The organism is Calothrix sp. PCC 6303, from assembly GCF_000317435.1.
Classification (GTDB): Bacteria; Cyanobacteriota; Cyanobacteriia; order Cyanobacteriales; family Nostocaceae; genus PCC-6303.
Genome location: NC_019751.1, coordinates 6,578,704 through 6,602,467, shown reverse-complemented (window position 1 = coordinate 6,602,467; position 23,764 = coordinate 6,578,704). Strand labels below are relative to the sequence as shown.

General features: G+C 39.2%; 17 protein-coding genes and 1 tRNA gene. 8 read left to right on the top strand and 10 right to left on the bottom strand.

Annotated features, from left to right (window positions below; all coding sequences use genetic code 11):
* Positions 1 to 47 precede the first annotated feature (47 nt).
* Together CAL6303_RS26815 and CAL6303_RS26810 are read right to left on the bottom strand one after the other, a co-directional pair.
* Complete coding sequence (locus tag CAL6303_RS26815; protein ID WP_015200983.1) at positions 48 to 1,046, bottom strand: PrsW family glutamic-type intramembrane protease; 999 nt, start codon at positions 1,044 to 1,046, stop codon at positions 48 to 50.
* Positions 1,039 to 1,977: a class I SAM-dependent methyltransferase gene (locus tag CAL6303_RS26810; protein WP_015200982.1), complete on the bottom strand. Its 939-nt coding sequence runs from the start codon at positions 1,975 to 1,977 to the stop codon at positions 1,039 to 1,041. The genes CAL6303_RS26815 and CAL6303_RS26810 overlap by 8 nt, the downstream gene beginning before the upstream one ends.
* A gap of 290 nt (positions 1,978 to 2,267) precedes the next feature.
* Between CAL6303_RS26810 and mscL the strand changes: the two genes are divergently transcribed.
* Complete coding sequence (mscL, locus tag CAL6303_RS26805; RefSeq protein ID WP_015200981.1) at positions 2,268 to 2,723, top strand: large conductance mechanosensitive channel protein MscL; 456 nt, start codon at positions 2,268 to 2,270, stop codon at positions 2,721 to 2,723.
* Between the two features lie 268 nt (positions 2,724 to 2,991).
* Here the strand turns inward: mscL and CAL6303_RS26800 are convergent, their stop codons facing one another.
* The 6 genes from CAL6303_RS26800 to CAL6303_RS26775 all read right to left on the bottom strand — a co-directional run bounded on the left by CAL6303_RS26800 (position 2,992) and on the right by CAL6303_RS26775 (position 8,539).
* Positions 2,992 to 3,249, bottom strand: a complete 258-nt coding sequence (locus CAL6303_RS26800) for a hypothetical protein (protein WP_015200979.1) — start codon at positions 3,247 to 3,249, stop codon at positions 2,992 to 2,994.
* 104 nt (positions 3,250 to 3,353) lie between these two features.
* A complete protein-coding gene (gene chlG / locus CAL6303_RS26795) occupies positions 3,354 to 4,340 on the bottom strand; it encodes a chlorophyll synthase ChlG (RefSeq protein ID WP_015200978.1) in 987 nt (328 codons plus the stop codon).
* A gap of 185 nt (positions 4,341 to 4,525) precedes the next feature.
* Positions 4,526 to 5,614 (bottom strand): ArsA family ATPase, encoded by a 1,089-nt coding sequence (locus tag CAL6303_RS26790; RefSeq protein ID WP_015200977.1) that lies wholly within the window; start codon positions 5,612 to 5,614, stop codon positions 4,526 to 4,528.
* A gap of 156 nt (positions 5,615 to 5,770) precedes the next feature.
* Positions 5,771 to 5,965 carry a DUF2862 domain-containing protein gene (locus CAL6303_RS26785; RefSeq protein WP_015200976.1) on the bottom strand — a complete coding sequence of 65 codons (195 nt, stop codon included), beginning with the start codon at positions 5,963 to 5,965 and terminating at the stop codon, positions 5,771 to 5,773.
* A gap of 337 nt (positions 5,966 to 6,302) precedes the next feature.
* Positions 6,303 to 7,490, bottom strand: a complete 1,188-nt coding sequence (locus CAL6303_RS26780) for a DHH family phosphoesterase (protein ID WP_415748912.1) — start codon at positions 7,488 to 7,490, stop codon at positions 6,303 to 6,305.
* 551 nt (positions 7,491 to 8,041) lie between these two features.
* On the bottom strand, positions 8,042 to 8,539 hold the full coding sequence (locus CAL6303_RS26775) for an HNH endonuclease (RefSeq protein WP_015200974.1): 498 nt from the start codon (positions 8,537 to 8,539) through the stop codon (positions 8,042 to 8,044).
* Positions 8,540 to 9,010: 471 nt separating this feature from the next.
* Here CAL6303_RS26775 and alr point away from each other — a divergent pair, with 471 nt between their 5' ends.
* The 7 genes from alr (at position 9,011) to CAL6303_RS26740 (ending at position 20,525) form a co-directional block, all read left to right on the top strand.
* A complete protein-coding gene (alr, locus tag CAL6303_RS26770; protein ID WP_015200973.1) occupies positions 9,011 to 10,213 on the top strand; it encodes an alanine racemase in 1,203 nt (400 codons plus the stop codon).
* A 110-nt stretch (positions 10,214 to 10,323) separates the two neighbouring features.
* Positions 10,324 to 10,404, top strand: a tRNA-Leu gene (locus CAL6303_RS26765).
* Between the two features lie 709 nt (positions 10,405 to 11,113).
* Positions 11,114 to 12,196, top strand: coding sequence for a response regulator (locus tag CAL6303_RS26760; RefSeq protein ID WP_041740961.1), 1,083 nt, complete (start codon positions 11,114 to 11,116; stop codon positions 12,194 to 12,196).
* A 105-nt stretch (positions 12,197 to 12,301) separates the two neighbouring features.
* Positions 12,302 to 12,679, top strand: coding sequence for a response regulator (locus CAL6303_RS26755; protein WP_015200971.1), 378 nt, complete (start codon positions 12,302 to 12,304; stop codon positions 12,677 to 12,679).
* A gap of 27 nt (positions 12,680 to 12,706) precedes the next feature.
* Positions 12,707 to 13,201, top strand: a complete 495-nt coding sequence (locus tag CAL6303_RS26750) for a chemotaxis protein CheW (protein ID WP_015200970.1) — start codon at positions 12,707 to 12,709, stop codon at positions 13,199 to 13,201.
* A gap of 81 nt (positions 13,202 to 13,282) precedes the next feature.
* Entirely contained in the window at positions 13,283 to 16,141 is a 2,859-nt protein-coding gene (locus CAL6303_RS26745) for a methyl-accepting chemotaxis protein (RefSeq protein ID WP_015200969.1), read from the top strand.
* Between the two features lie 1,339 nt (positions 16,142 to 17,480).
* Complete coding sequence (locus CAL6303_RS26740; protein WP_015200968.1) at positions 17,481 to 20,525, top strand: hybrid sensor histidine kinase/response regulator; 3,045 nt, start codon at positions 17,481 to 17,483, stop codon at positions 20,523 to 20,525.
* Between the two features lie 228 nt (positions 20,526 to 20,753).
* Here CAL6303_RS26740 and CAL6303_RS26735 read toward each other — a convergent pair whose 3' ends face one another.
* Complete coding sequence (locus tag CAL6303_RS26735) at positions 20,754 to 21,038, bottom strand: DUF427 domain-containing protein (RefSeq protein ID WP_015200967.1); 285 nt, start codon at positions 21,036 to 21,038, stop codon at positions 20,754 to 20,756.
* A gap of 221 nt (positions 21,039 to 21,259) precedes the next feature.
* Positions 21,260 to 23,743 (bottom strand): PAS domain S-box protein, encoded by a 2,484-nt coding sequence (locus CAL6303_RS26730; protein WP_015200966.1) that lies wholly within the window; start codon positions 23,741 to 23,743, stop codon positions 21,260 to 21,262.
* Between the last annotated feature and the right edge of the window lie 21 nt (positions 23,744 to 23,764).

The following is a 23,764-nucleotide window of genomic DNA, read 5'->3' as shown; positions in this document are numbered from 1 at the left end:
TCTCTCTCCTGCAAGGAGAGAGACTTTGAAACCGTTTAGATGGACTTTTACCGTCTTAATTTAGGTAACAAATAGCGATATATTCCCGCTGCAATGAGAGCAAAAACTAGATTTAAACTGGTACGACTCAGGATAAATACTAGGATTTGCTGGTCAAAAATATTTCTCTCAATCAACGGACTAACTATTTGCCACAATAAAAACATGCCAAAGATGGCATTCCCACCTAAAATTAGGGCAAATAGAATTAAACCCCTTTGCCAGTAACGATGTTGTGGTGTATGTCCAGAAACCAAAATTATGGGGGGTTTCCCCTGGATTAATCTGAAGAACTGTTCCAGTCGCCAAAACATCCATAATAAAAATGGGAATAAGCCGTAACTAAGAAAACTTAGGGATGGTGAGTAAATTGGGGCTGTTGCCAGTAAGTTTACAAAAGCATGGCAAATGACGGAGTTTAACCATGCAGGGAGAATTAGTTGACGATATGGCATTAAGGGATTTAGTAATGCTAAACCCCTACTGTTGGTGGGATTGACATCAGTGAATGTTGTCCACAAAGCAATTGAATATATCCAAGGTGCAGAAAATAAAGTGTGAAACGGTGTACCGATAACTCGTTCAAATATTGATGCGGTACCGTTACTGAGGTAAAGATAGTTTTCTTGAGTTGTGAATCCTAGACAAAGTGCGATCGCATAGAAGAATATATGACTGGAATACGGTGGATTTAGCTTCCTCAATAAATATATAACTAGCATCATTGCTGCTAGCTTACAACCTTCTTCGATGGGTGCAACTTCGATAAATTGCCGTAAAGTTGCCCCAAACAGGTTGCGTGTGAATCTTTGCCAATTAAATAAGGAATTTGCGAGGATTCCCCATCCAATTTGTAAATTGAGAGCAACTATACCCGACGCAACTCCGGCGCTAAAATAAAAGAGCGATCGCTTGAATGATGGAATTGGATAAATTCGCCAGTAGTAAAAAGCTAGCAGCAATAATACAGGTGCGATCACCCATAAATAATTAGTAAAATCAGTCACTTACTTGGGCAATAATTGTCCGATGTCTAGGGCTATTAGCTTGAACTAAAGGTGTTTGAAAGCCTTCTCTTATAATCGCTTCTTCTATATCTAAACTAAAATACTCATCTAAGTATGGCTCAGTACTTTTGAGAAGAGTCAATACATATGGTGGCAACTGAGTAAAAGCTTGAGATTTGGGATTCATATCCATAATTGCCAAATGTCCACCAGGACGCAGAATTCGCCGTGCTTCAGCTAATATTTCTCTGGTTGCTGACTGGGGCAATTCGTGACACACCAAGAAAATGGAAACTAAATCAAAAGAAGCATCCGGTAAACCTGTAGATTCTGCCGCAGCATGAACCCAATTAATTTTTGTTGAACTTATTTTTGCTTGACGTTGTTGGGTGCGGTAGTTGGCAACTGCAAGGAAATATGGTGATAAATCTAAACCTGTGATACTTGCTTCTGGATATAAATCCTGTAGAGCAAAAGTACTCATTCCCACACTGCAACCCATATCCAAGATACTTTGTGGTGAATTGGGAAGATGTTTTTTGAGAATGTCGTGATAACTTTGACGAAGTTGGGTATCACCATTTGAACCTGCACCTTGCCAGATTTTTGCATGGACAGCATAGGCTGCTGGTTCCACTTCAAAGGCAGCCAGCCAACTCATGTTACCGCTTTCATAGGCATGAAATGAGGTGAGGTAATATTCAGGATAATCAAGTTGAGTATTTTTAACTTTGGTTAAATCACCTTGCCAATCCCGTGCTTTGAGACTTTCCACTGTTTGAGTCCAGGGTACACCAATTTTTTCAGCACGTTTAATCATCATTTGCCGTGCTTGGTGTTTAGCAAAGTTCGCTAGTGGTTTGATACTAAGCACACCATTTACTAAGCGTGAAGTGAAATCCGGATTAGTTGTTTTTGCGGCAGCAGTCATAAATCGGTTTAGTTTGAAGGGCTTTTCTTTTACTTCATCTTATCAATGATGAACCAAGCATCAATAGTTTGACAAACCAATTTTGATATGCATATAGATTTTGTATCAAGCTTAATTTGAACCTTCGTTGTTTAAGTGTTTAAGTTGATGCTAACTATAAGTTTTTATCGAAAAACCCTGGTAATATATCCTTACTTACTAATAAGTTGTTTAAATTCGGTTAGCAAAATCATTATTGTTAACCGGATAAAAACATGCGAGTAACATTTTGACATCAGATTAATAGGGCTATGGCAAGAACAAGAAGAAGTGGTTTTTTAAGAGATTTTCAAGATTTTGCTCTCAAAGGTAATGTAGTGGATTTGGCGGTGGGTGTTGTCATTGGTGCTGCATTTGGTAAAATCGTCACATCCTTGGTAGAAAATATTGTGATGCCTTTTGTAGACCCCCTATTAAAGGTTTTCGGTAGTGATTGGCGAAATATTGCTTTTAATGCAACAAAATTTGATCCAGCAACGAAAGCACCTTTAGATGGTGTGAGATTAGGTTTATTTTTAGGCTCAATTGTTGACTTTGCCATAATTGCGCTAGTTTTGTTTATTGCAATTCAAGCAATTCAAAAAATGAAGCGTAAAGAAGAAGTGGAAGCAGCAGAAGCACCACCAGAACCTACTGTGCTTGCACAGGAACGTTTGACAGGTGCGATTGAACATTTGACAAGGACTATTGAATCTCGGCAAGCTTAAAAAACAAGTAATGAGTAGTGAGTAATGAGTAACAAGTATGTTTTGTAACGGGGATTTAGCGCAAGCTTAACGGGGGCTGTCCCTCCGTTAAAGTTTGTAAGACAGACTCGCAAACAAAACGCGCTGCCGTGGTTGATTGCTGGGGAATTAAACCCCCAAACCTTTTTAAAGTTTGAAAACTTAGGATTATAAGGTAGAGACGTAGCATTGCTACGTCTCTAAAACAGTTTTATTGTTGATGATTGTTGATGAATTAGATTATGCTTTGCTAATAAAGCATTGAATCTGTTTTGCCTTGATAATCTAAGCAGTGAATTGCGGCTTCGGTATTAGCAGTAGATGGATGAATTGTACATTTGAGGCGATAGTTGTCTGTAAAATATTGGCAGCTTGAACAAGGGATTTGATGCATTTGTTTAGCGGTGTTGACTGTATCCCGCGCTGCATTCCACAAACTCCAAGCAACAAGGATAATTATACTCCAAGCAGATACAAAACAAATCGGCACTAATAAAGAATAAATCATAGAAGACACCATTTAAATCTTGAGACACCCGACTTTTTTAAAAAATCGGGTATCTGGACAAATATGTCTAGCACACAAGACTCTAGATTCCCGCGTTTCCTTAACTATCCAGCATGTCCCAATGCTAAACCAGCTACAAGCATCCCTAAAACTAGGAATGGTTGGGCGCTTGCTTGATATTTAACATCATTTTTGAGTGGATCGCGCAAAAAGTACATATCTTGAAATGTCATTTGCGGAATCACTAAAAGTAGAACAATTGCACCATAAAGCTGTTGGTGTATATAGATGAGGTAACATGCGATCGCTATTTGAAACACATCTATCATTGTCACGCATATCCAAGCAGCTTTATCAACCCCAAACATCACTGGTAAAGACTTTAAACCAAATTGGCGATCGCCTTCTACACTCTTAAAGTCGTTGACAATGGCAATACCTAATCCTGCCAAACTGTAAACCACGCTAAAAACAACGATTTTCCAATTTAATTCACCAAACAAAGCATGACCTGTACACCAAGGAAAAGCAATATAACTAGCACCTAAAGCATAACCACCAAACCAACCATTTTGTTTCAGCTTTAATGGTGGTGCTGAATAAATATAGGCAATAAATGAACCTAAAACGGCAATACAGGTGATGGTGGGGAAGCTATTTCCAGCCCAAGTATCCAAAAGTACAGCTAGGATATTCCCACTAATTAATAACACCCAAATTTGGGTAATTACTTGGGGTAAAGGAATTGCCCCCGAAGGAATTGGACGGTAGGGTTCGTTAACGGCATCAATCTCGCGGTCGTAATATTCGTTGAGTGTCTGTGTATACCCTGCTAACAGGGGTCCCGACAACAACATACAAGCTGCCGACATGAGGACATTTTCTAAAGTCCAGGTAAATTCACCCGATGAAGCAGCACCACAAACAACCCCCCAAATGAGGGGAATCCAGGTGATTGGTTTCATCAACTGCAAGCGAATTTTCCAAATCGAGGTTTCACCGGCTGATGCACCTTTCATTCCCAGCAATTGCCGAGTTTTACCACTGCGTTCATCTTCAGGGTTTGGAGTTGTTGGGGTTAAATCTGACATTATTCCTAATTGATTTGTACTGATAAATAATCGTTCAGGTGCTAAAAAATTATTTTCACAGACCTCACCGTACTACGGCGATACTTCCTGTGAGTGCATGAGTTTTATTTTGAGTATAAGACAGAATGGAGACGAGGAAAGCCATTAGAGGAAGTTATGGTTTGTTGATTCTCGTCCCTAAAAGTCTAAAATGAAATAATCAAATAATTGTGCTGAAATTTTGCCCCTGTGACTGGTTTACCGCTTAATGCTGGAGGTAAAGCAATATTTCGTCGTTGATCTCCAGCTTCGATGGTGACTTCTGGTCCATATTGAGTTAGTTTGACTTGCTTTTTGTCAAATCCCGGTAAAAATAAACGTACTTGACGACCATTAATATCAATTTCTATGGGTTTGGGTGCTTCAATTGCTTGGGTGGCAAAATCTGGTAATGCATCCATCATTCCCTGCCAATTATCTGCGGTGACGTGAGTGATGTTTAATGGGCTAAATTCTTCACTAACATTAGTGCCACCTGCACCAACTTGGATTACACCACCTACTGTTAGATCTACTTGTTGGGCTGCACCCCATAAATAACGTGCTGTGAGGACTTCCACAGGATCATTACTGGTGACTAAAAAGGCTGCAAACCTTTTCGGGTCAGATAATACAGACTTGCCCTTATCGAGGAAATTATTCGCCAGGTTAGTAGGTTGGGAAAAGTTATCAGATGTCCAGTTAATGTTAAAAAAAGTACTAACTAAAGGCTGAATCAAAGGTGATTCGGAAATACTTCTGCCTAAGTCAGAATTGGCAAATAATTGACGGAAGCGTCGTACATACCAACTCAAAGATTCCGGTAAACCCACCATCCGTAAGGTTGAGGAATCCCCTGCACCATCGTAAATAATTACGTCATATTTGCCACTTTCATCATATTGACGGATAGTATTAAGGGCGAGGGCACTTTCTAAACCGGGAATAAAGGCAAGTTCTTGACCGAATACTTCTTTGAGGATTGGTGTTCTGAGATATTGTGCTTCTAGTTTTTTGACTTCTTCCCAACCTTTTTCTAACAAGACTCCAGTTTGAAACTGGACAGCTTGGAGGTTTGATGATATCTCTTGTGGTTCAGTACTTAGAGAAGTACCAAGTAAAGTTGCCATAGCAGGTTCTGCACCCCCTGCTAAAAGTGTGCGCTTTCCCTGACTTGCAAACTTCTTTGCCGTAGCGATCGCTATTTTAGTCCGCGACGTACTACCTCTACCTAAAAAAGTTAATATTAGCGCCATTACTTAATTCCTAATTTCATCGCCATTTTTGTAACTCCAACTTAACACTAGGCGAAAGTGCAATGACTCAGCATCAGGGAAGAAAGTCGGGATTTAGGGGTGAACATTCGGAAGTGATGAAACTACCCAATTTTCCAACCCTAAATTCTGTATTACCTAATTTGCCAGTTTGAGTTCGTCCTCAAAAAACCAGGTAGAGAAATTATCATCAAATAGCACTACAACTCCAATCCCCATTCCATCTGTGACTTTGTAGCCCTGGATAATACCAGTTTGCCCTAGTCTTTTAGCCATTCCACCCGATAAGCGATCGCGTAACCGATATACCTTTACTCTTTGTCCAATTTCCATGCCAGCTACAAACTAATGCAATAAACCAAGACTTAGTTTAGCCGAATCTGGTACTTCGTAGATACCTTCAAGCCGAGTTTTGCAATTTTATTTAAACGCTACCACAGTTAATCGAAATGATAATCAACCACCCGTGAATGCCACCACCCATCTAAAAATTCAGAATAAGAGGCAGAGCCTCAAAGTCAGAGTTCCCAGGCAGAGCCTAGGAACCAGCCGATGACACAAAAATTGTATGAAACAGAAGTGTCGAAATTACATCCAATTCAAAAGCCTAGTATAAACCCATAGTGCCAAGACCTGGACTCTTGTTACTTGTTTCTGACCGATAACTGATTTATTCTGCCTGAATTGGGTTATCTTTGGGATTTACTAGCCGCAGTAGTTTTTGCTTGATTTGAGCATCGTAAACTTCCCATTTCATCTTGGCATAGGAAGAGTTTTCATTTCCCCCAGATAAAAAGCCCATGGGGATTTCAAATCCTCCAGCACTAGTTCTGCCTCCACCAAAAAAGCGTCCGCTACTATCTTGTCCGAAGGCTTCTTTGATAAACTCATCGGGATCTAAGGTGAGTTTAGTGGTTCGCAAAGATCCAATGACGACTTCCAACTCATCCTCATCTTCGTCGTGGACAATACCGTAGACGACGGCAGTATGTACGTTTTCTTCGGTGACAAGAAAATCGGCAGCTTGGGGGATTGCATCACGATCATCGTAGCGCAGATAGCCAACCCCAGCGATGGAGAAGTTATTTTGGACGATCCGGTTTTTAAGCGATCGCTCAATCACGTCCATGACTCGTTTAGAACGATTCGCTTGTAGTATGGCGTTTAACAATTGAACATCATAGTACCGACTCAGGTATGCCGCTGCGATAAAATCTTCTTCCTGTGCTTGCATCAGACGATTTGTGTCCGAACGTAAGCCATGCATCAGGGCAGTAACACACTTGACATGTTGACTGATACTGCTATCTAAAGTCAACAGTCCTGATTGAATGTACTGGGTAAAAATTGTTGCCGTTGCTCGTACCGAAGGGCGAATATCAGTAAATTCAGCCTTGAGTTCAACTTGTAAACTATGATGATCAATGACTGCAACTAGGGGGATGCGTGCTTGCTGAATTACATCCACTAACTGCGAAGTAGTTCCTTGGTTATCTAATAATATAAAGCCTTGATATGAGGATAGATCTTTGTTTTTAACGGTTTGTAGTGTCCAACGCTGTGCTGGTAAACCTGTAAGTTTGACTAAAGCAATGTTTTCCTGATGGCTAAGGGTTCCAGCGTAAATGATTTCACATTTGATATCGTATTGCTGAGATATTAATAAGTAAGCCCAAGCACAGGAAAGGGCATCGGGATCGGGGAAATCTTGCAAAACAATTAAATGGCGCTCGTGCCGATGCGCTAGAAGGGTATTACGTAACTCTTCTAATTTCTGATTAATTGGTGTGTTGCGCTGATTTAAATAGGCACTGGCTTCACCTACTAACCCATTAACAGGTTGTTTGGTGATATCCATATCGCCTTCTTCGGGGATCGGATCGGTTGTCAAAGGCAAACTCTCAAGCTGGGAAATGTAAGAATTGAATTCCATAGGAGAAGGCTAGCTAATAAGTGTGAAGCTTTGGACTACTAATTGAAGACTACAGTCGGTAGCCAATTGGTTTAGCTGCACACTACGATCTTCGCAAAAATATGGAGATATGACACGTTAATTATGCCAGTCTTATACTTTACATGACATGTTGCAACCGGCACATTTCAACTCTAGGAACGTGGCTTCCTAATTTGACGTACCTAATGATTGATTTTGAATCAGTGATCCATTACGCCGAAAGACGCAAAAACCACATTTTTATGTCACAAAAGCCGATCTAGCCAGAAAATCCTATTTTACCCAATCCTTTTTCCCAGTCGCAAATAGGCACCCTGAAATAATTGGCGCAAATAGTTGATTGCGACGAAGTTCTCTGTTAAACTCAATAAGTTCGTCGCACAGGTTTAGGTCAGAGGCGTAAAGCGACTCTTGGTTATAGCTAAACTCTTAACTTAAGTTAGGTGTTCATATTGCTAAAGACCAATAACGTATTTTTGCCACTCTGTATGCACTCCACTTTTCAAGTGTTTGCTCACTTCAAAGTAGAGGCTGCTATATGGTCTGCGAGGTGCATGGCGCAAAGGCATGTGCGCTTCCTGTGGTGTTCTACTTCCTTTATGGACGTTACACCTCACGCAAGCTGTCACAATATTTTCCCAGCTGTCACCGCCACGACGCGATCGCGGAATTACATGATCCAGAGTTAACTCGTCCCCCGTGTAGCCACAGTACTGACAACTGTGACCATCACGGTGCAGTATATTTCGGCGAGTAAGTGGAATTTCCTTGTAGGGCACTCGGACATAGTGTCTTAGCCGAATGACTGTGGGCAACGGAAAATCCGCATAGAGATACTTGCCATTGTGTTCTACCCGCTCTGCTTTGCCCTTAATTAACAAAACCGCAGCTCTACGCCAGCTGGTAATGTTGAGCGGTTCGTAAGAGGCGTTTAGGACTAAAACCTTACCCATTGATAAAAGCTCAAGGCATTAGTTTTACATATATTAACACAAATATCATTTGCTTTGATAAGTGTTAACAATTGATACATCGAGATTTTTGTGAAAATATATAAGTGTTTTTACTTGATTACTTCAAAGCTTTTAGTTTTTACAATATCAATAAATATACTTAGAAAAGTTGGACTTAGTTTAGATCGTATTTAGCTAAATAGCTTTTATTCTTATATTATTAAGCTGAATCATGGGTCTAATGAACGAATTTAGATAGATGTCAAATAAAATACATTAGGCTCAAGCTGAGAAAAAATACATTATTACTTTTGTCACACTTCGTCACATTTTGAATTTCATATCCTCTTGTGGTGACTCACTAATGGAAGTTAAACTTCCAAATTATTCGGAGTATGCTTGGGAAAATTTGAATATCTCTTTAGATAATCTCAAGCAAACTTAAGTGTGGTGTGATAGGAGTAGAGTCATATGTTAAGTCATGAAAATGGTAGGGATGTCAGATCACATCTACCGTTATGTGATAGTTATGAATGGTTTTCACAACGGGCTTGGGTAGAAATTGATGTTGCTGCGGTGGCACATAATATTCAGCAGTTACGGAAATTAGTATCACCCGGTGCAGAATTAATGGCAGTTGTAAAAGCCGATGCTTACGGACATGGAGCGGTAACTATTGCCAAAACAGCACTAGATTCAGGTGCAAGCTGGTTAGGAGTAGCGACAATTCCTGAAGGAATTGAGTTGAGAGAAGCAGGAATTAAAGCACCAATCCTGATTTTAGGAGCAACTCACAGCGCCGAACAAATTTATGCGATCGCACATTGGAAACTGCAACCGACATTGTGTAGCCCTAAGCAGGCTTTAGTATTTTCCGATACTTTAGAATCCAGTAATATACTTGAACCTTTACCAGTACATATTAAACTAGACACGGGTATGTCCCGCTTAGGAACAAACTGGCAAGAAGCAGCAGAGTTTGTGCAACTGGTAGAAAGATTACCCCATTTAAAAATAGCTAGTATATATTCTCACTTTGCCACCGCAGATAGTCCAGACCCGACGGTAATGAATCTACAACACCAACGGTTTGAAGATGCGATCGCTCGAATAAAAGATCGAGGAATTGATATACCCTGTCTGCACCTAGCTAATTCTGCGGCTACGATTACCAACTCAGCCTTTCATTATGATTTAGTTCGGGTGGGATTAGCAGCCTATGGACTTTATCCAGCCCCGCACCTTCGTTCTAAAATCAATCTTAAACCTGTACTGCAAGTTAAAGCACGTATAACCCAAATCAAAAGCATCACGCCCGGTACAGGAGTAAGTTACGGACATCATTATATAGCTGACCGGGAAATGCGGATCGCAGTGGTGGGTATTGGCTATGCTGACGGCATACCCCGCAATCTTTCCAATCAGATGCAAGTATTGATTCGTGGTCAACGAATTAACCAAATTGGTACCATCACAATGGATCAGCTGATGCTAGATGTTACTAGTATTCGTGATCTACAAGAAGGTGAGGTGGTGACTATATTGGGACAAGAACAGGATCAAAAAATCACAGCCGATGACTGGGCAAATCAATTAAATACAATTTCCTGGGAAATTCTCTGCTCTTTTAAACATCGTTTACCCCGACTCAATTTAAAAGTATCTCGTCGATAGGGCGATATATCCCTTCTCTACAGGGTTTTTGTTGATGGAATTGTTTTAACTTGCATCAGTTATTTTTTAATTGACACAAAAATTTATTTGTGTTATTGTTGTTAACTGATGCGGATGTGGCGGAATGGCAGACGCGCTAGATTTAGGCTCTAGTGCTGAGAGGCGTGAAGGTTCAAGTCCTTTCATCCGCACTACTAAAAACTTAGAGTTTTTGGACGGCAGTACCACTTTAATTAAGTAGTACTGTCGTTTTTTTGCGTCAAAATTTGACCCCTGAAAAAACGGAAATTAAATTGAACTTAAACTATTTAGAGAAGCTTTGATAAATCTTTGTATAACTCATAACTTTATCTTTAAAGAAAATTCAATTAAAATTACGTGTAGATATTCCTCTAGTTATGCTTTTTTACACAAAATACTGCTTAATCGAAATACCGAATCATATCTCAAATACCATCATTGAATATACATAATAGACAAAATATACGTATTAATACCGTTATAGTTTCCCATTATTGCTAGGCTTCAATCCATGTGCTAGTACTAGTATGGTTTCAGGTAAAATTGTTTTTAGTAAAAAGTTTCATCCTTCAAATCTTTAGATCCAACTTAGTTAAAGACTATCGTTATACTATAAGGTTTGTAGAGTTTTTATAATTAGTTTAGTTACAAGTGTGAATATCAGTATAATCAAGTATATTAACTGCAATTACTGAACTAACATAACTTTGATTATCTTCATCAAACCTTTGTTATTATTGCATTCTATTACCTATACAGAAGCATATTTTTTGTGATTTAGTATACTAGTATCTGAAAATTATTTTTTTGATGCGATTAGGGCAAAGCCCGATAATGATTTCATTTATACCTATTAAAGTGGGTTTAGGTAAAGATAATATGAGCACAACATCTCTAGGTGGCTACAAGTTTTTTCCAAAGCTTCACCCATTGTCACTTCTAGCACAATTAACAAGTCGGCGGGCTACAGGTTGCCTACGAGTGATGACCGGAGCGATTTCATGGTCACTTTACCTAGATGAAGGTAAACTAACTTACGCATCCTATTCCGACCAGCTATTTAATTGGTTAGATGGTCATCTGGAAAACTTGAGTCGGCAAAATCCGGCGCTCAATAGTGCAACGCGAATGCAAATGCGGCTACTGTTTGAAGGTAAGCAGGACAATAGCGCGATCGCACAAGTAGATTATCAGGCAATTTGCTGGTTAGTAAACCGGGGTTATCTAACATCAGAACAAGCTGCTTTTCTAATCGAGGAAATGGCAAAAGAGGTATTAGAATCTTTTTTGGCTTTAAAAGAGGGTAGTTATGAACTGAATCGTGAGACTTGTTTGGATGAATATCCAAAATTTTGCCATTTAGATTTGCGCTCTTTGGTGGAACATTGCCAAAGTCAACTGCGAAACCGGCAAAATAATCAATTTTCCCCTACTGAGGACACCCCCGGTGCATCCATAACCGAAGCTTACCAAAGCAAACCTCCCACCAGAGGTGAAGTGGAAGAGTTATCAGAAGTTGAAGAAACTGCACCTTCGCAACCAGCAACAGAAGATTTGAGACAAACACCAATAAATCAAGGAGACAAGAAATCCAGCAAGACTTATACAGTTGCCTGCATCGACGATAGTCCCACAGTTTTGAACTCAATCAAACTATTTTTGGATGACGAAAACTTTTCAGTTGTGATGATTAACGATCCAGTTAAAGCTTTGATGCAAATTCTCAGAAGCAAACCCGATTTGGTTTTGATGGATGTAGAAATGCCAAACTTGGACGGTTACGAACTATGCTCACTATTGAGGAGACATTCTGCATTCAAAGATATTCCCATTGTCATGGTAACGGGTAGAACAGGCTTCATCGATCGGGCTAAAGCCAAGATGGTCAGATCATCAGGTTATCTCACCAAACCTTTCACACAAGAAGAATTATTAAAAATTGTTTACAAACACATCCATTAAAATATTCAAACTTACTCAACATAGAGGTTGAAAAAGAGTGTTGTCAGTTTTTTGATGTGTGTTGAGATTTTCTCAAAACCCGTAATTTAGTAAGGAGATTTGATCGTGAGCTTGATCCTACTCGGCACTATTTTAATTGTTGAAGATTCTCCTAGTGAGTTGGAGCTAATGAGTCACTATTTACACGAAAGTGGATATAACGTCATTAAAGCCGTCGATGGGAGAGAAGCCTTAATTAAAGCCGAAGAACAGAAACTAGATGCCGTTGTTACAGATGTGGTGATGCCGGGGATGAGTGGTTTTGAGCTATGTAGAGCGCTCAAACGAAATCCTCAAACTCAAAAAGTGCCAATTGTAGTTTGCAGTTCCAAAAACCAAGAAATTGATCGATTGTGGGCAATACGTCAGGGGGCTGATGCTTATGTCACCAAACCCTATACTCGTGATCAACTTTTAGGTGTAATTAAATCAGTGGCAGTTTAAAGCAATCTAAAAAGTAATTTCAACCTTATGGACAGTTCCAAAATCACAATTACGCCAAAAGCAGAATCAAATAACTTAGTAGATGGTTATCTGAAATTTCATCTAAACCGTCAAACAACTGCCGTTGTGGCAATGCGTCATACCCAAGAAGCAGTTGTGGTACCAGTTGAGTCGGTAACTTCAATGCCGGGAATGGCACCTTGTATTTTGGGGTTGATGAATTGGCGAAGTCGAATACTTTGGACAATTGACTTACCAAGGATGCTGAACTTGGAGTCAGTAGAAATGCGATCGCGTCAATACAATGTGATTGTAATTCGTGTGGATGCATTAATTTTCGGTTTAATTGTCGATGAAATCATCGGCACAACTAAATTTTTGGTTGATGAGATCCATTCACCCATTGGACAGGTGGCATCTAGTTTAGTGCCTTACTTGCGAGGATGCGTTGCTAAAGAGACAGAAACAATTTTGGTATTAGACGCACAGGCAATTGTCCATTCTTCGGAACTACGAACTTAATTTAAAGCTAGAGTTTCGTGATTTTCCGAATTGAGTAATTATTCCCAATGTTCCCATCGATCTTATTTCCATAGGTGAGTTATGTCTCATAAAACAGACGCGGCTAAAAGTCGGGATATTCAAAGCAGATCAGCATCTACACCAGAGGTGATTGCTGGAATTAACAAAATAGATAACAAAAATAGCATTATCTTATCTTCGGATCAATCCATTACTCCACAACCCTATAATCCTCCCATGAATCCGATTTTATCGAGATTTCAAGAATTGAGCCTACGCACAAAAGCTACAGTCATTGCGATCGCCATCGGGACTTTTCCGGTACTGGCATTAGGAACAGTATCAAATTTATTAATTAGCGAGTCCATTAAAAACAAGATTTTTCAGGTGCAGCAGATTGAGGCTTCCGGGTTAGGGGATCAAATCAATCAGTTCATGAAAGAACGCTATAAAGACATTAAAATTCTTGCCAGTTCTGCAATTTTAACTGATAAAAGTTTTCGAGAAACTTCCACTCCACAGCAAAAAGTCCAGATTCTCGATCAACTAATTGATGGTAGTAATCAGATTTACGATAGTGTCACCATTCTTGGTCTAGATGGTCAAGTGGTTGCTCAATCGAAAGGAGAAGAAGCGATTGGCAGTTTTAGCGATCGCAAATACTTTCAAACTGCAAAACAAATCGATCGCCCATTAATCACCCAACCAGAAGCCTCAAAATCATCCAAAAAATTAAGTATATACGCGTTAGCCCCCGTTAAAGATGTAGCTACAAATGAAACGATTTATATTGTCAGGGCACGCATCCCAATTAAATCTTTAGAAAATGTTGTCAAAGCCTATTCGGCAAACTACGGAGAATTTTACATCAGTGATAGCACAGGAAAATTTTTCCTCGCAAGTAATCAAGAAAATGTTGGGCACGAAGCTAAAACTGATTTTCCCGGCTTGAGCCAGCAGCAAGCATCAAAGTCGGAAGGTACATTTATTACCACAACTAAACCTGACAACCAAGAAAAATTAGTCAGCTTTACTTCCAGAAAAATTGAGGGCTTGACTGATCTAGATTTAAAGTGGCAGGTAATCTTTGCCGTTGACAAAGCAACAGCATTAGCCCCAAAAACACAACTATTTTGGCTCACAGCCTTAGGTACCATAGTTGCAGCCCTAGCTGCTGCTGGCATTGCCTATATTCTTGCTAAACGGGCAACTCAACCAATTTTGAATGCCACAAACATAGTTGCTGGACTTGGGAAAGGAGACTTCAGCAACCGTTTGGAAGTCAATCGCCAAGACGAATTGGGTACTCTGGGCACAAATATCAATAATATGGCAGAAGAGCTACAAACACTGCTGCGAAAACAAGAACTAGATGTTGAACGAGCTAAATATTTAGCAGAAATTACCCTGCGAATTCGTCGTACCCTCAAAAGCGACGAGATATTTAACACTGGAGTTAGAGAAATTCGCCAAGCTTTGCAAACTGACCGAGTTGTAATATACAAATTTAATCAGGAAACTTGGGAAGGAACTGTAGTTGCGGAATCTCTAACTGCAAGCTTTCCTAAAATGACAGGAGTTGAAATCTATGACCCATGTTTTCGAGAAAAACATTTAGAGACCTACAAAAATGGTCGGATTCGCGTCATCAACAATATCTATGATGACCCTAACTTAGCAAATGCTAATTGCTACATCAAAATGCTGGAGAAATTTGAGGTCAAAGCTAATTTGATTGCCCCGATTGTCAGGCAAGAAAACTTGGTTGGATTACTGATTGCCCATCATTGTGATAGTCCCCGCATATGGCAAAAAAATGAAATTGAGTTATTCCAACAGCTAGCAATTCAAATCGGTTATGCCTTAGAACAGGCACAATTGATGGAGGAATTAGATCAAGGTCGGCAAGTTGCCGAGTTATCCACCAAAGATGAACGATATCAAAAAGAAGCCCTGCAAACCCAGCTTTTAGAACTGCTGACTGAAGTAGAAGGTGCAGCTAGCGGTGATTTGACTGTTCGTGCTGACGTTACAGCCGGGGAAATTGGTACAGTCGCAGACTTTTTCAATTCCATAGTTGAAAGTCTACGGGATATTGTCACCCAAGTTAAGGAAACAGCCACCAAAGTTAACTCTGCAATTAGTAGTAATTCTGGAGAAATCAACCATTTGGCAGAGGAAGCACTCAATCAAGCCGCTGAAATCAACCATACTCTGGATGCAGTTGATAATATGACCATTTCCATGAAAAATGTAGCTGAGAATGCCCAGCAAGCAGCGGAAGTGGCTAATGCTGCTCGCACCACAGCTAATAAGAGTGGACATGCCATGGATTTGACGGTACAAAACATTTTAAATTTGCGGGAAACTGTTGGTGAAACAGCCAAGAAAGTTAAACGATTGGGTGAATCTACACAACAAATTTCCCATGTGGTGGCGCTAATTAATCAAATTTCCATGCAAACCAATCTTCTTGCCATTAATGCTGGAATTGAAGCAGCACGCGCTGGAGAGGAAGGGCAAGGTTTTGCGATTGTCGCTGAAGAAGTTGGTGAATTAGCTGCACGTTCAGCTTCAGCAACCAAAGAAATTGAGCAAATAGTCGAAAATATCCAGCGAGAAACAACAGAAGTTGTTCAGGCAATGGAAATGGGAACTACCCAAGTAGTAGAAGGTACAAGAATTGTGGAAGATGCCAAATTAAGTTTGGGACAGATATTAGAAATATCTGGACAAATTGATGCATTGGTACAGTTAATATCAAATACAACTGCTTCACAAGTAGAAACTTCCCAAGCCGTGAGTCAATTGATGAGGCAGATTGCAATCACATCACAACGTACTAGTGATTCGTCTCGTCAGGTATCAAGATCATTGCAGCAAACCGTGGAGATTTCTCAACAATTGCAGACAACTGTTGGTACATTTAAGGTTAATTAGTGACTGTTTAAATTAGATTAGCGTGAGTAATTACTATTGTGACAAGATAGATTTTTTGAAAGAATAGATTCTTTGGTATTTAATGAAAGTAGAGCAAAATAATTGATTTTACTTTGCATAAGTGCATGTTTCTAGTTTGAATTATTTTCAGGGTGCCTATATTTTTGTGACTGATATGCTTCAGATGTTCATTTATTGCTGATCTGTAGAGTCTCATCTAATAGCTATATTTATGAAATTTTGCTGCTTTTTAGCTCAAAACGCCATAAGCTGATTTTACTTATACCTGATTATTCAATGCTCAAAGAAAATAAATGTTTCATTTGGTTGATTTTTTGCTGATTCCTAATTCATAATTTCACAAGATAGGATAAATCAACAATTAAGTCTGATTCTTTTCCACGGTATTTTGTGATATTGACTATTGATCATAGATTCTGAATAATTGAAAGATTGAATTTTGTCTGAATTACCCAAGAAAATTTATTGCACAATTTACTTGAACTAAATCAGTTGAGGAAGATGGGAAATAATTGCTTAGTATAAGGCTAGATAAAAATGTTTGTTTTGCCCTAATCTAACTATATAGATAGTAACTAACTTGTCATAATTTGTGAACATCGATGAATTTAAACAAAATATTTTTGATTATCCTAATTGAAAATAATGATTCTCAATTTTAGATAACTAAAATATTGACATAACTATTCAGGTGGAAAATTTAGATAAGTAGATGGTTAGAAATAAACAGAACTTCTTGAAAACTATTTTTGGAGGCTCCACCTCTTATTCTGACTGGAGGCGGAGCCTCAAAGTCAGGGTTCCCAGGCAGAGCCTAGGAACCAGTAGATGACAAAAAACTGTATGAAGAAAAAACGTGAAAATCATATCAAAGTTTACAGTCTAGGCAGAGCCACCCCAAATGTTTGCGCTTACCACTACTCAGTACTCGCTACTCACTCACCACAACGACAATTTTCAACACTAACCTACTTACTATTTTCTTGTGTTCAACGACTGGACAATTGATATGCTAAAGTCATCCAGCACAAATTAATAAACTAGTACGTAAGTAAAGTCCACAAGTTGTACTGATACTCTACTGACCACTGGACATAGGCAATATGCCCACAATATGATGCAAGTTAGACCCAAGTAAATTATTGATAACTGTTCTTCGTTGTTTGAGATGAGAAAATTATTTAGAAAAGCTAGATTGCATGTCAAAATTAATACATTAAGTATTGACTAATGAAAAACTTTTTAATTTAGCTTAATACCACTCACTGGTTGATCAATTCTTAGCTTATAAAATAATTAATGACTAGGGACGACTATCATGTCACATGACAAAGAACATGAAATTCAGATGCAATTTCTGGAGGAAGCAACAGACTATTTGAACACATTGGAAGGGTTTTTACTGGAAATTGGTTCAACTGGCAGAATTGAATTAGATAACATTAATGCCGCTTTGCGTGCTGCACATTCGATTAAGGGTGGTGCGGGAATGATGGGTTTTCGGGCTTTGAGCGATTTGTCACATCGGATAGAAGACTCGTTCAAAGTTTTGAAAACAAAACGTAACTCCTTAGAATTAGAGACAGAGTTGCAAACTTTATTGCTATCTGGTGTTGATTGGTTGCGGCAAATTGTTGAATTACATGCCGAGACCACTGTGATTGATGAGCAATGGTTGATAAAATTTTGTTATCCGGTATTTGATCAGTTACGCGATCGCTTGGGTGATCCCACCCCTGAAGATGCTAGTAGTATTCTCTCTGATGAAGATGGACAAGATATCATCCCCCTGTTATTTGAGACTGAAGTTGCAGGTTGTCTGGAAAGATTAGAAGCATTTCTTAGTGATCACCAACAGGTAAACCTCAAAGAAGAAGTCACCATTATGGCGGCTGAGTTGGGTGGATTGGGGGAAATGTTAGGACTAGAAGCATTTTCTAAGCTGTGTGAGTCGGTGACACATCACCTAGAAATTGCTGATCCCGATCATGTAATCATTATTGCCAGAGGCGCTTTGGAGACATGGCAACGTAGCCAAGCAATGGTGCTAACTAATCAAATTCAAAATTTACCCAGTGAAATTGAATTTAATATCGCATCAGATGCTATCTACAAGCCGATACAACAACCAGAAATTGCTGCTCAAACATGGGTAGATGATGAAGTTCTGACCACCGATTTTGAGGCTTTGGAGGCAGCTTTTGCGGCTGAAATCACCATTCCTGGATTTGATAATCTGACGGCACCTGAATTTGCAGCAGTTGAATTACCAGAAACTAATGCAATCGAAGAACGTGATTACCAAGTAAGCGATCGCAAACCCGATATAGTCAGTCATAGTAAAGAAAAAGAACGAGAAGCCCCAGAAAATACAGTTCGCGTTCCTAGCAAACAACTAGAACAAATTAATGATTTGTTTGGTGAACTGATTGTGCAGCGCAACGGACTAAACCTACAATTGGAACGATTCCGGAAACTGATCCGTAATCTCAACCAGCGTGTACAAGTATTGGAGCGAGAAAACCAACGCTTACGCACAGCCTACGACAGAATTTCTACTCAAGGATCAGCTAGTTTTAGTACATCCCCTACATCTTCAGAAAGTTTTTTCCACAACTTATCAATCGAAGCAAACAAAGAAAATAGAGACTCTCCCGCCCTAAATAATGGCTTTGATTCCCTAGAAATGGATCAGTACAACGAACTGAACCTACTTTCACAGGAAGTTATGGAAACCATCGTTCAGGTTCAAGAAGTTACAACAGATTTACAACTCAGCCTGGATGACACTGATAATATTGCCCGCAAAGTTAACAAAACCTCCAAGCAATTGCAGCGGAAATTGACACAGGTACGGATGCGTCCACTATCAGATGTGGTGGATAGGTTTCCCAGAGCTTTGCGTGATTTATGTATCGAATATGGCAAAAACGTCCAACTCAAAATTTCTGGTGGAAATACCTTAGTTGAGCGGAGTATTTTGGAAGCTTTAAATGATCCCTTGATGCATTTGATGCGGAATGCTTTTGATCATGGAATCGAACCTCCAGCCAATCGCCGCGAACAGGGAAAATCAGAACAAGGAGTAATTGAAATTTCCGCCACCCACCAAGGTAATCGCACCATTATTAAACTTAAGGATGATGGACGTGGTATTGCCCTGGAAAAAATTCGTAGTCGTGCCTTAGAAATGGGACTGGATGAGATATTACTTACCCAAGCCAGTCAGGAAGAGCTATTATCACTGATTTTTGAGCCAGGTTTTAGTACTAGTGATGAAGTTACCGCGCTTTCTGGACGCGGTGTTGGCATGGATGTAGTGCGTAATAACCTCAAACAGGTTAGAGGCGACGTAACAGTTGATACTGAACTAGGACAAGGAACAACTTTTACCCTGTCTGTGCCATTTACATTATCAGTGGCACGGGTATTATTAGCAGAAAGCGCCCGGATGTTGTTAGCATTTCCCACAGATGTGGTGGAAGAAATTTTCTTACTGGATGAGGAAACAATTGTTTCTACCCCCAGTGGGGACGCGATTCATTGGCAAGGCAGTCACTTACCGTTAATTCGTTTAGCTCAATATCTTGAGTTTAATTGTCCGCGTTACGATAATCCCAATTTGGAAACACCCGCAGCGATTAATGCCATGTCGGTATTAGTTTTTAAAGGTAATAATCAAACTGTTGCCTTGGTTGTAGATAGAACTTGGGGTGAACAGGAGGTGGCAATTAGGTTAGTAGAAAGTGATATACCTTTACCTGGAGGCTTCAACAACTGCACAATTCTCGGTGATGGTCGAGTAATTCCTTTGGTAAATATCAATGAATTGCTATATGCTATTAGCTCTGCCACGGCTTCGCAAAACGGTAATCGTGAGCAAACCCCCCGTAAGCAATTACCATCTGCACGTCTGAAGACTCCCTTCCTCAATTCCGCAGATCGTCAACCTCCCACCAAAGAAAGTAGACAAAAAGGTACAATTCTCATTGTTGATGATTCTATTAATGTTCGTCGCTTCCTTGCCTTAACTTTGGAAAAAGCGGGATATGTTGTGGAACAAGCAAAAGATGGGCAGGATGCTTTAGAGAAACTCCAAGTTGGTTTGAAGGTACAAGCAGTTATTTGTGATATTGAAATGCCGCGTGTTGATGGTTACGGTTTCTTAGGTCGTGTCAAAGCTAACAATGAACTTAAAGAAATTCCAGTAGCAATGCTGACATCTCGCAGCAGTGAAAAACACCGTCAATTAGCAGTTCAATTGGGAGCTAGGGCATATTTTTCTAAACCCTACAACGAACAAGAATTATTACGAACCCTTGAAGATATTATTTTTCCTGTAGCTGGAGTAATTAAAAAATAAGTAATAGGTAATGAGTATGTTTTGTAACGGGGATGTAGACTCCGACACAAAACGGGCTGCCGTCCTTGATTGCTGAGGAATTAAACGCCCAAGTTTTGTTAAATAAGTAGTTGTGGCAAAATGTTTTTATGGTGTTGCATAAATCCGGGATGAATTAGCTATTTGAACTATTTGTAATTAGCTCAAAAAACCTAATTCATCCCATCATATTGCTAATGGTAACTTACATTAACCTTCAACCTTAACACCGCGCCAAAATGCTACATATCCTTCAATTTGCTTTGCTTTTTCCTTCGTACTAGGGTAATACCAAGCAGCATCTCTATTTAGCTGTCCATCAACTTCAAGACTGTAATAACTAGCCACACCTTTCCATGGACAAGTTGTGTGGGTATCACTTTCTTGAAAATACTGGCGATTGATGCTACTTGCAGGGAAGTAATGATTACCTTCAAGGATTACAGTATCATTGCTTTCGGCAATAACTGAACCATTCCAAATTGCTTTTGCCATGAATGATTTTGCGAATGTACAACCAAATTATATGATGCTGTGGCTCATTATACCGATTCAAAAAATGTTCGCAACAGGTTCAGAATATCAGATGGGATATATCTTGTATACTAGCAGAGCTATAGGGGTCTATAGAGAATTTATCTGTGGCATTGTTTTTTGAAATTGCTATTAGGTGTTGGTGAAGATCCGGTTTGAAAAATAAAAATAAAAATACAAAATCAACTACAGGGTTGGGATAATTGTTTGAGGGGAATTTTAATCGCAAAGATTGATCCTTGTTTAGGGGATGAAATACACTCTAGGCTACCACCATGTTTTTCAGTAATGATTTGGTAGCTAATGGATAAACCCATACCTGTACCTTTGCCGATAGGTTTAGTTGTAAAAAATGGCTCAAATAGACGTTTTTCTACTTCTACTGGGATTCCAGAGCCGTTATCACTGATTTGGATTAATACCTGTCGAGAGTCAATTACCTTGGTTGTAATACTAATTAAACTTGGTAGTTTTTCGATTTCTTCGATGCTTCTTTTGCTATCTCGCTCATCTAGTGCATCGAGGGCATTTACAAGTATATTCATAAATACTTGATTCATTTGACCCGCATAACATTCTACAGGTGGTAGATCTGCATATTCCTTGATGATTTGAATTGCGGGACGGTTCGGTTGTGCTTTGAGTCGATGCTCAAGAATAATTAAAGTGCTATCAATACCTTCATGGATATTAACACTTTTGTATTCTGATTCGTCCATGCGGGAAAAATTACGCAGTGAAAGCACTATTTTTTTGATCCGATCTGCACCAATTTTCATTGATGAAAGTAATTTTGGCAAGTCAGTTTTGATAAATTCTAGATCGGTGTTTTCGATTTCGTCTTGAATTTCGGTTGCTGGTTCAGGGTAATGTTGCTGATATAATTCCATTAGCTTGAGTAGATCAGCAATATATTCTCTAGCTGGTTCTAGGTTGCTGTAGATGAAGCTGACAGGATTGTTGATTTCATGGGCAACTCCTGCAACTAGTTGACCTAGGGATGACATTTTTTCAGCTTGGATAATTTGTGTTTGGGTATACTTTAGTTCTTGGAGAGTTACTGCTAGTTCTGCTGCTTGCTGTTGTAATTGGAATTCAGCGGTTTTACGTTGGGTTACGTCAAAAGAGTGACCAATAATTTCTAAAGGTTTACCATTTTCATCTCTGGCAATTTTTGCCTCATTATGAATCCAGCGATAGGTACCATCTTTATGCTGAAATCTGTATTCATTTACGTGTTTCCCATGGGCAATTAATTGAGGTATGACTGCCATGAAATTATCAATATCTTCAGGGTGAATACGATTCATCCAAAAAGTGGGATTTTGCATAAATTCTTCAGCTTCATAACCAAATATGGCAGATGAGTTGGAACTGATGAAGTTTAAAGGATAACCATCTGACACTTTGCAGCTATAGATAACTCCAGGACTTTCGGCAATTAGATATTGTAAACGTGCTTGGGCAATTTTTTGAGCTTCTTCAGCTGCTCTACGTTGACTAATATCACGAATTAATGTGAGGATGTGTAGGCGATCATCGTACATGCACAATGTTCCCTTTACATCAACGTCAAAGACTGTACCATCTTTACGAATATCTTGACCTTGAGAAGAAAATTCTCCGTTCATGGTGACTTGTTCGATAAATTGATAGAGTAATTGATGGTTATCTGGGTGAACCCATTCTCGAATATCTAATTCCAAGAATTCATCATAGGAATAGCCATGCATTTGATGTGCTGATGGATTAACTTCCACCACTTTTGAGGTTTCCAATTCAGAAATTATTAGTCCATCACTTACTGCTTGAAAAATACTGTGATATTGCTTTTCTTGTTTAAATAAAGCTTCTTCAGTGGCTTTGCGATCGCTTATTTCTCTCCAGGTTACATGAATAATAGATTTATGATCCATTGGTATATGGGTTAACAAAACTTCTACCCAGAAATTTTCCCCATCGAAGCGACGATACATCCATTCATATCTATGGCATCCATTCTGCCATGCGATCGCGTCCATCTCTTGGGTTTTCTCTGCCGATAATCTTCCATCTGGTTGTCTGACGGGGGATAATTGTGAGGAATTCAAGCCAATTATTTGATTTTTATCGGAACAATTGAGCATTTTTAATGCTGCGGCATTACAATCAAATATGCCTGTATCATCAAATAATAAAATCGCATCACCAGAAAGATCAAATAATTTTCTTAGCTGTTCTTGAGTTTCGTGGAGCTTATTTTCTCGTTGTTTCTGTTGAGTAATATTTGTGAAGGTAACTACAAGTCGATTACAGCTAGAGTTATTCTCAGTTATGGGTATAATTGTGAATGATGCCCAATGATCTAAACAATCTGTAAACAGTTGTCCTTCAAATGTCATTTGATGATCTAAGTCTAGAACTTCATAAAAGTGCTGAATTACACTTATGTCAAAAATCTTCTGGATATTATTACTCAGTAGCTGCTGAAGGGAAAATTTACTGATTTTCAAGAATGCAGAATTGGCGTATGTCAACTGTAGCTGCACACCATCCACAATATCTAAGACAAAAACCCCGTAATCAACTACATCCCAAATACTTGCTAAAATCTCAATTGGTGGGTTTAGATATTTATCTTCCTCCTCTGACATCTGTCCTAAATTTGGGTGTTTTATTTCCTGCATAAAATTATTACATTACTAGCT

What these genes read in the sequence shown, in the direction of transcription:
- mscL (WP_015200981.1), top strand. Translation starts at nt 2,268, where the DNA reads ATGGCAAGAACAAGAAGAAGTGGTTTTTTAAGAGATTTTCAAGATTTT.
- CAL6303_RS26780 (WP_415748912.1), bottom strand. Translation starts at nt 7,490, where the DNA reads ATGGATATCACCAAACAACCTGTTAATGGGTTAGTAGGTGAAGCCAGT.
- CAL6303_RS26785 (WP_015200976.1), bottom strand. Translation starts at nt 5,965, where the DNA reads ATGGAAATTGGACAAAGAGTAAAGGTATATCGGTTACGCGATCGCTTA.
- CAL6303_RS26750 (WP_015200970.1), top strand. Translation starts at nt 12,707, where the DNA reads ATGGACAGTTCCAAAATCACAATTACGCCAAAAGCAGAATCAAATAAC.
- alr (WP_015200973.1), top strand. Translation starts at nt 9,011, where the DNA reads ATGTTAAGTCATGAAAATGGTAGGGATGTCAGATCACATCTACCGTTA.
- CAL6303_RS26735 (WP_015200967.1), bottom strand. Translation starts at nt 21,038, where the DNA reads ATGGCAAAAGCAATTTGGAATGGTTCAGTTATTGCCGAAAGCAATGAT.
- CAL6303_RS26730 (WP_015200966.1), bottom strand. Translation starts at nt 23,743, where the DNA reads ATGCAGGAAATAAAACACCCAAATTTAGGACAGATGTCAGAGGAGGAA.
- CAL6303_RS26745 (WP_015200969.1), top strand. Translation starts at nt 13,283, where the DNA reads ATGTCTCATAAAACAGACGCGGCTAAAAGTCGGGATATTCAAAGCAGA.
- CAL6303_RS26760 (WP_041740961.1), top strand. Translation starts at nt 11,114, where the DNA reads ATGAGCACAACATCTCTAGGTGGCTACAAGTTTTTTCCAAAGCTTCAC.
- CAL6303_RS26800 (WP_015200979.1), bottom strand. Translation starts at nt 3,249, where the DNA reads ATGATTTATTCTTTATTAGTGCCGATTTGTTTTGTATCTGCTTGGAGT.
- CAL6303_RS26810 (WP_015200982.1), bottom strand. Translation starts at nt 1,977, where the DNA reads ATGACTGCTGCCGCAAAAACAACTAATCCGGATTTCACTTCACGCTTA.
- CAL6303_RS26790 (WP_015200977.1), bottom strand. Translation starts at nt 5,614, where the DNA reads ATGGCGCTAATATTAACTTTTTTAGGTAGAGGTAGTACGTCGCGGACT.
- CAL6303_RS26775 (WP_015200974.1), bottom strand. Translation starts at nt 8,539, where the DNA reads ATGGGTAAGGTTTTAGTCCTAAACGCCTCTTACGAACCGCTCAACATT.
- chlG (WP_015200978.1), bottom strand. Translation starts at nt 4,340, where the DNA reads ATGTCAGATTTAACCCCAACAACTCCAAACCCTGAAGATGAACGCAGT.
- CAL6303_RS26740 (WP_015200968.1), top strand. Translation starts at nt 17,481, where the DNA reads ATGTCACATGACAAAGAACATGAAATTCAGATGCAATTTCTGGAGGAA.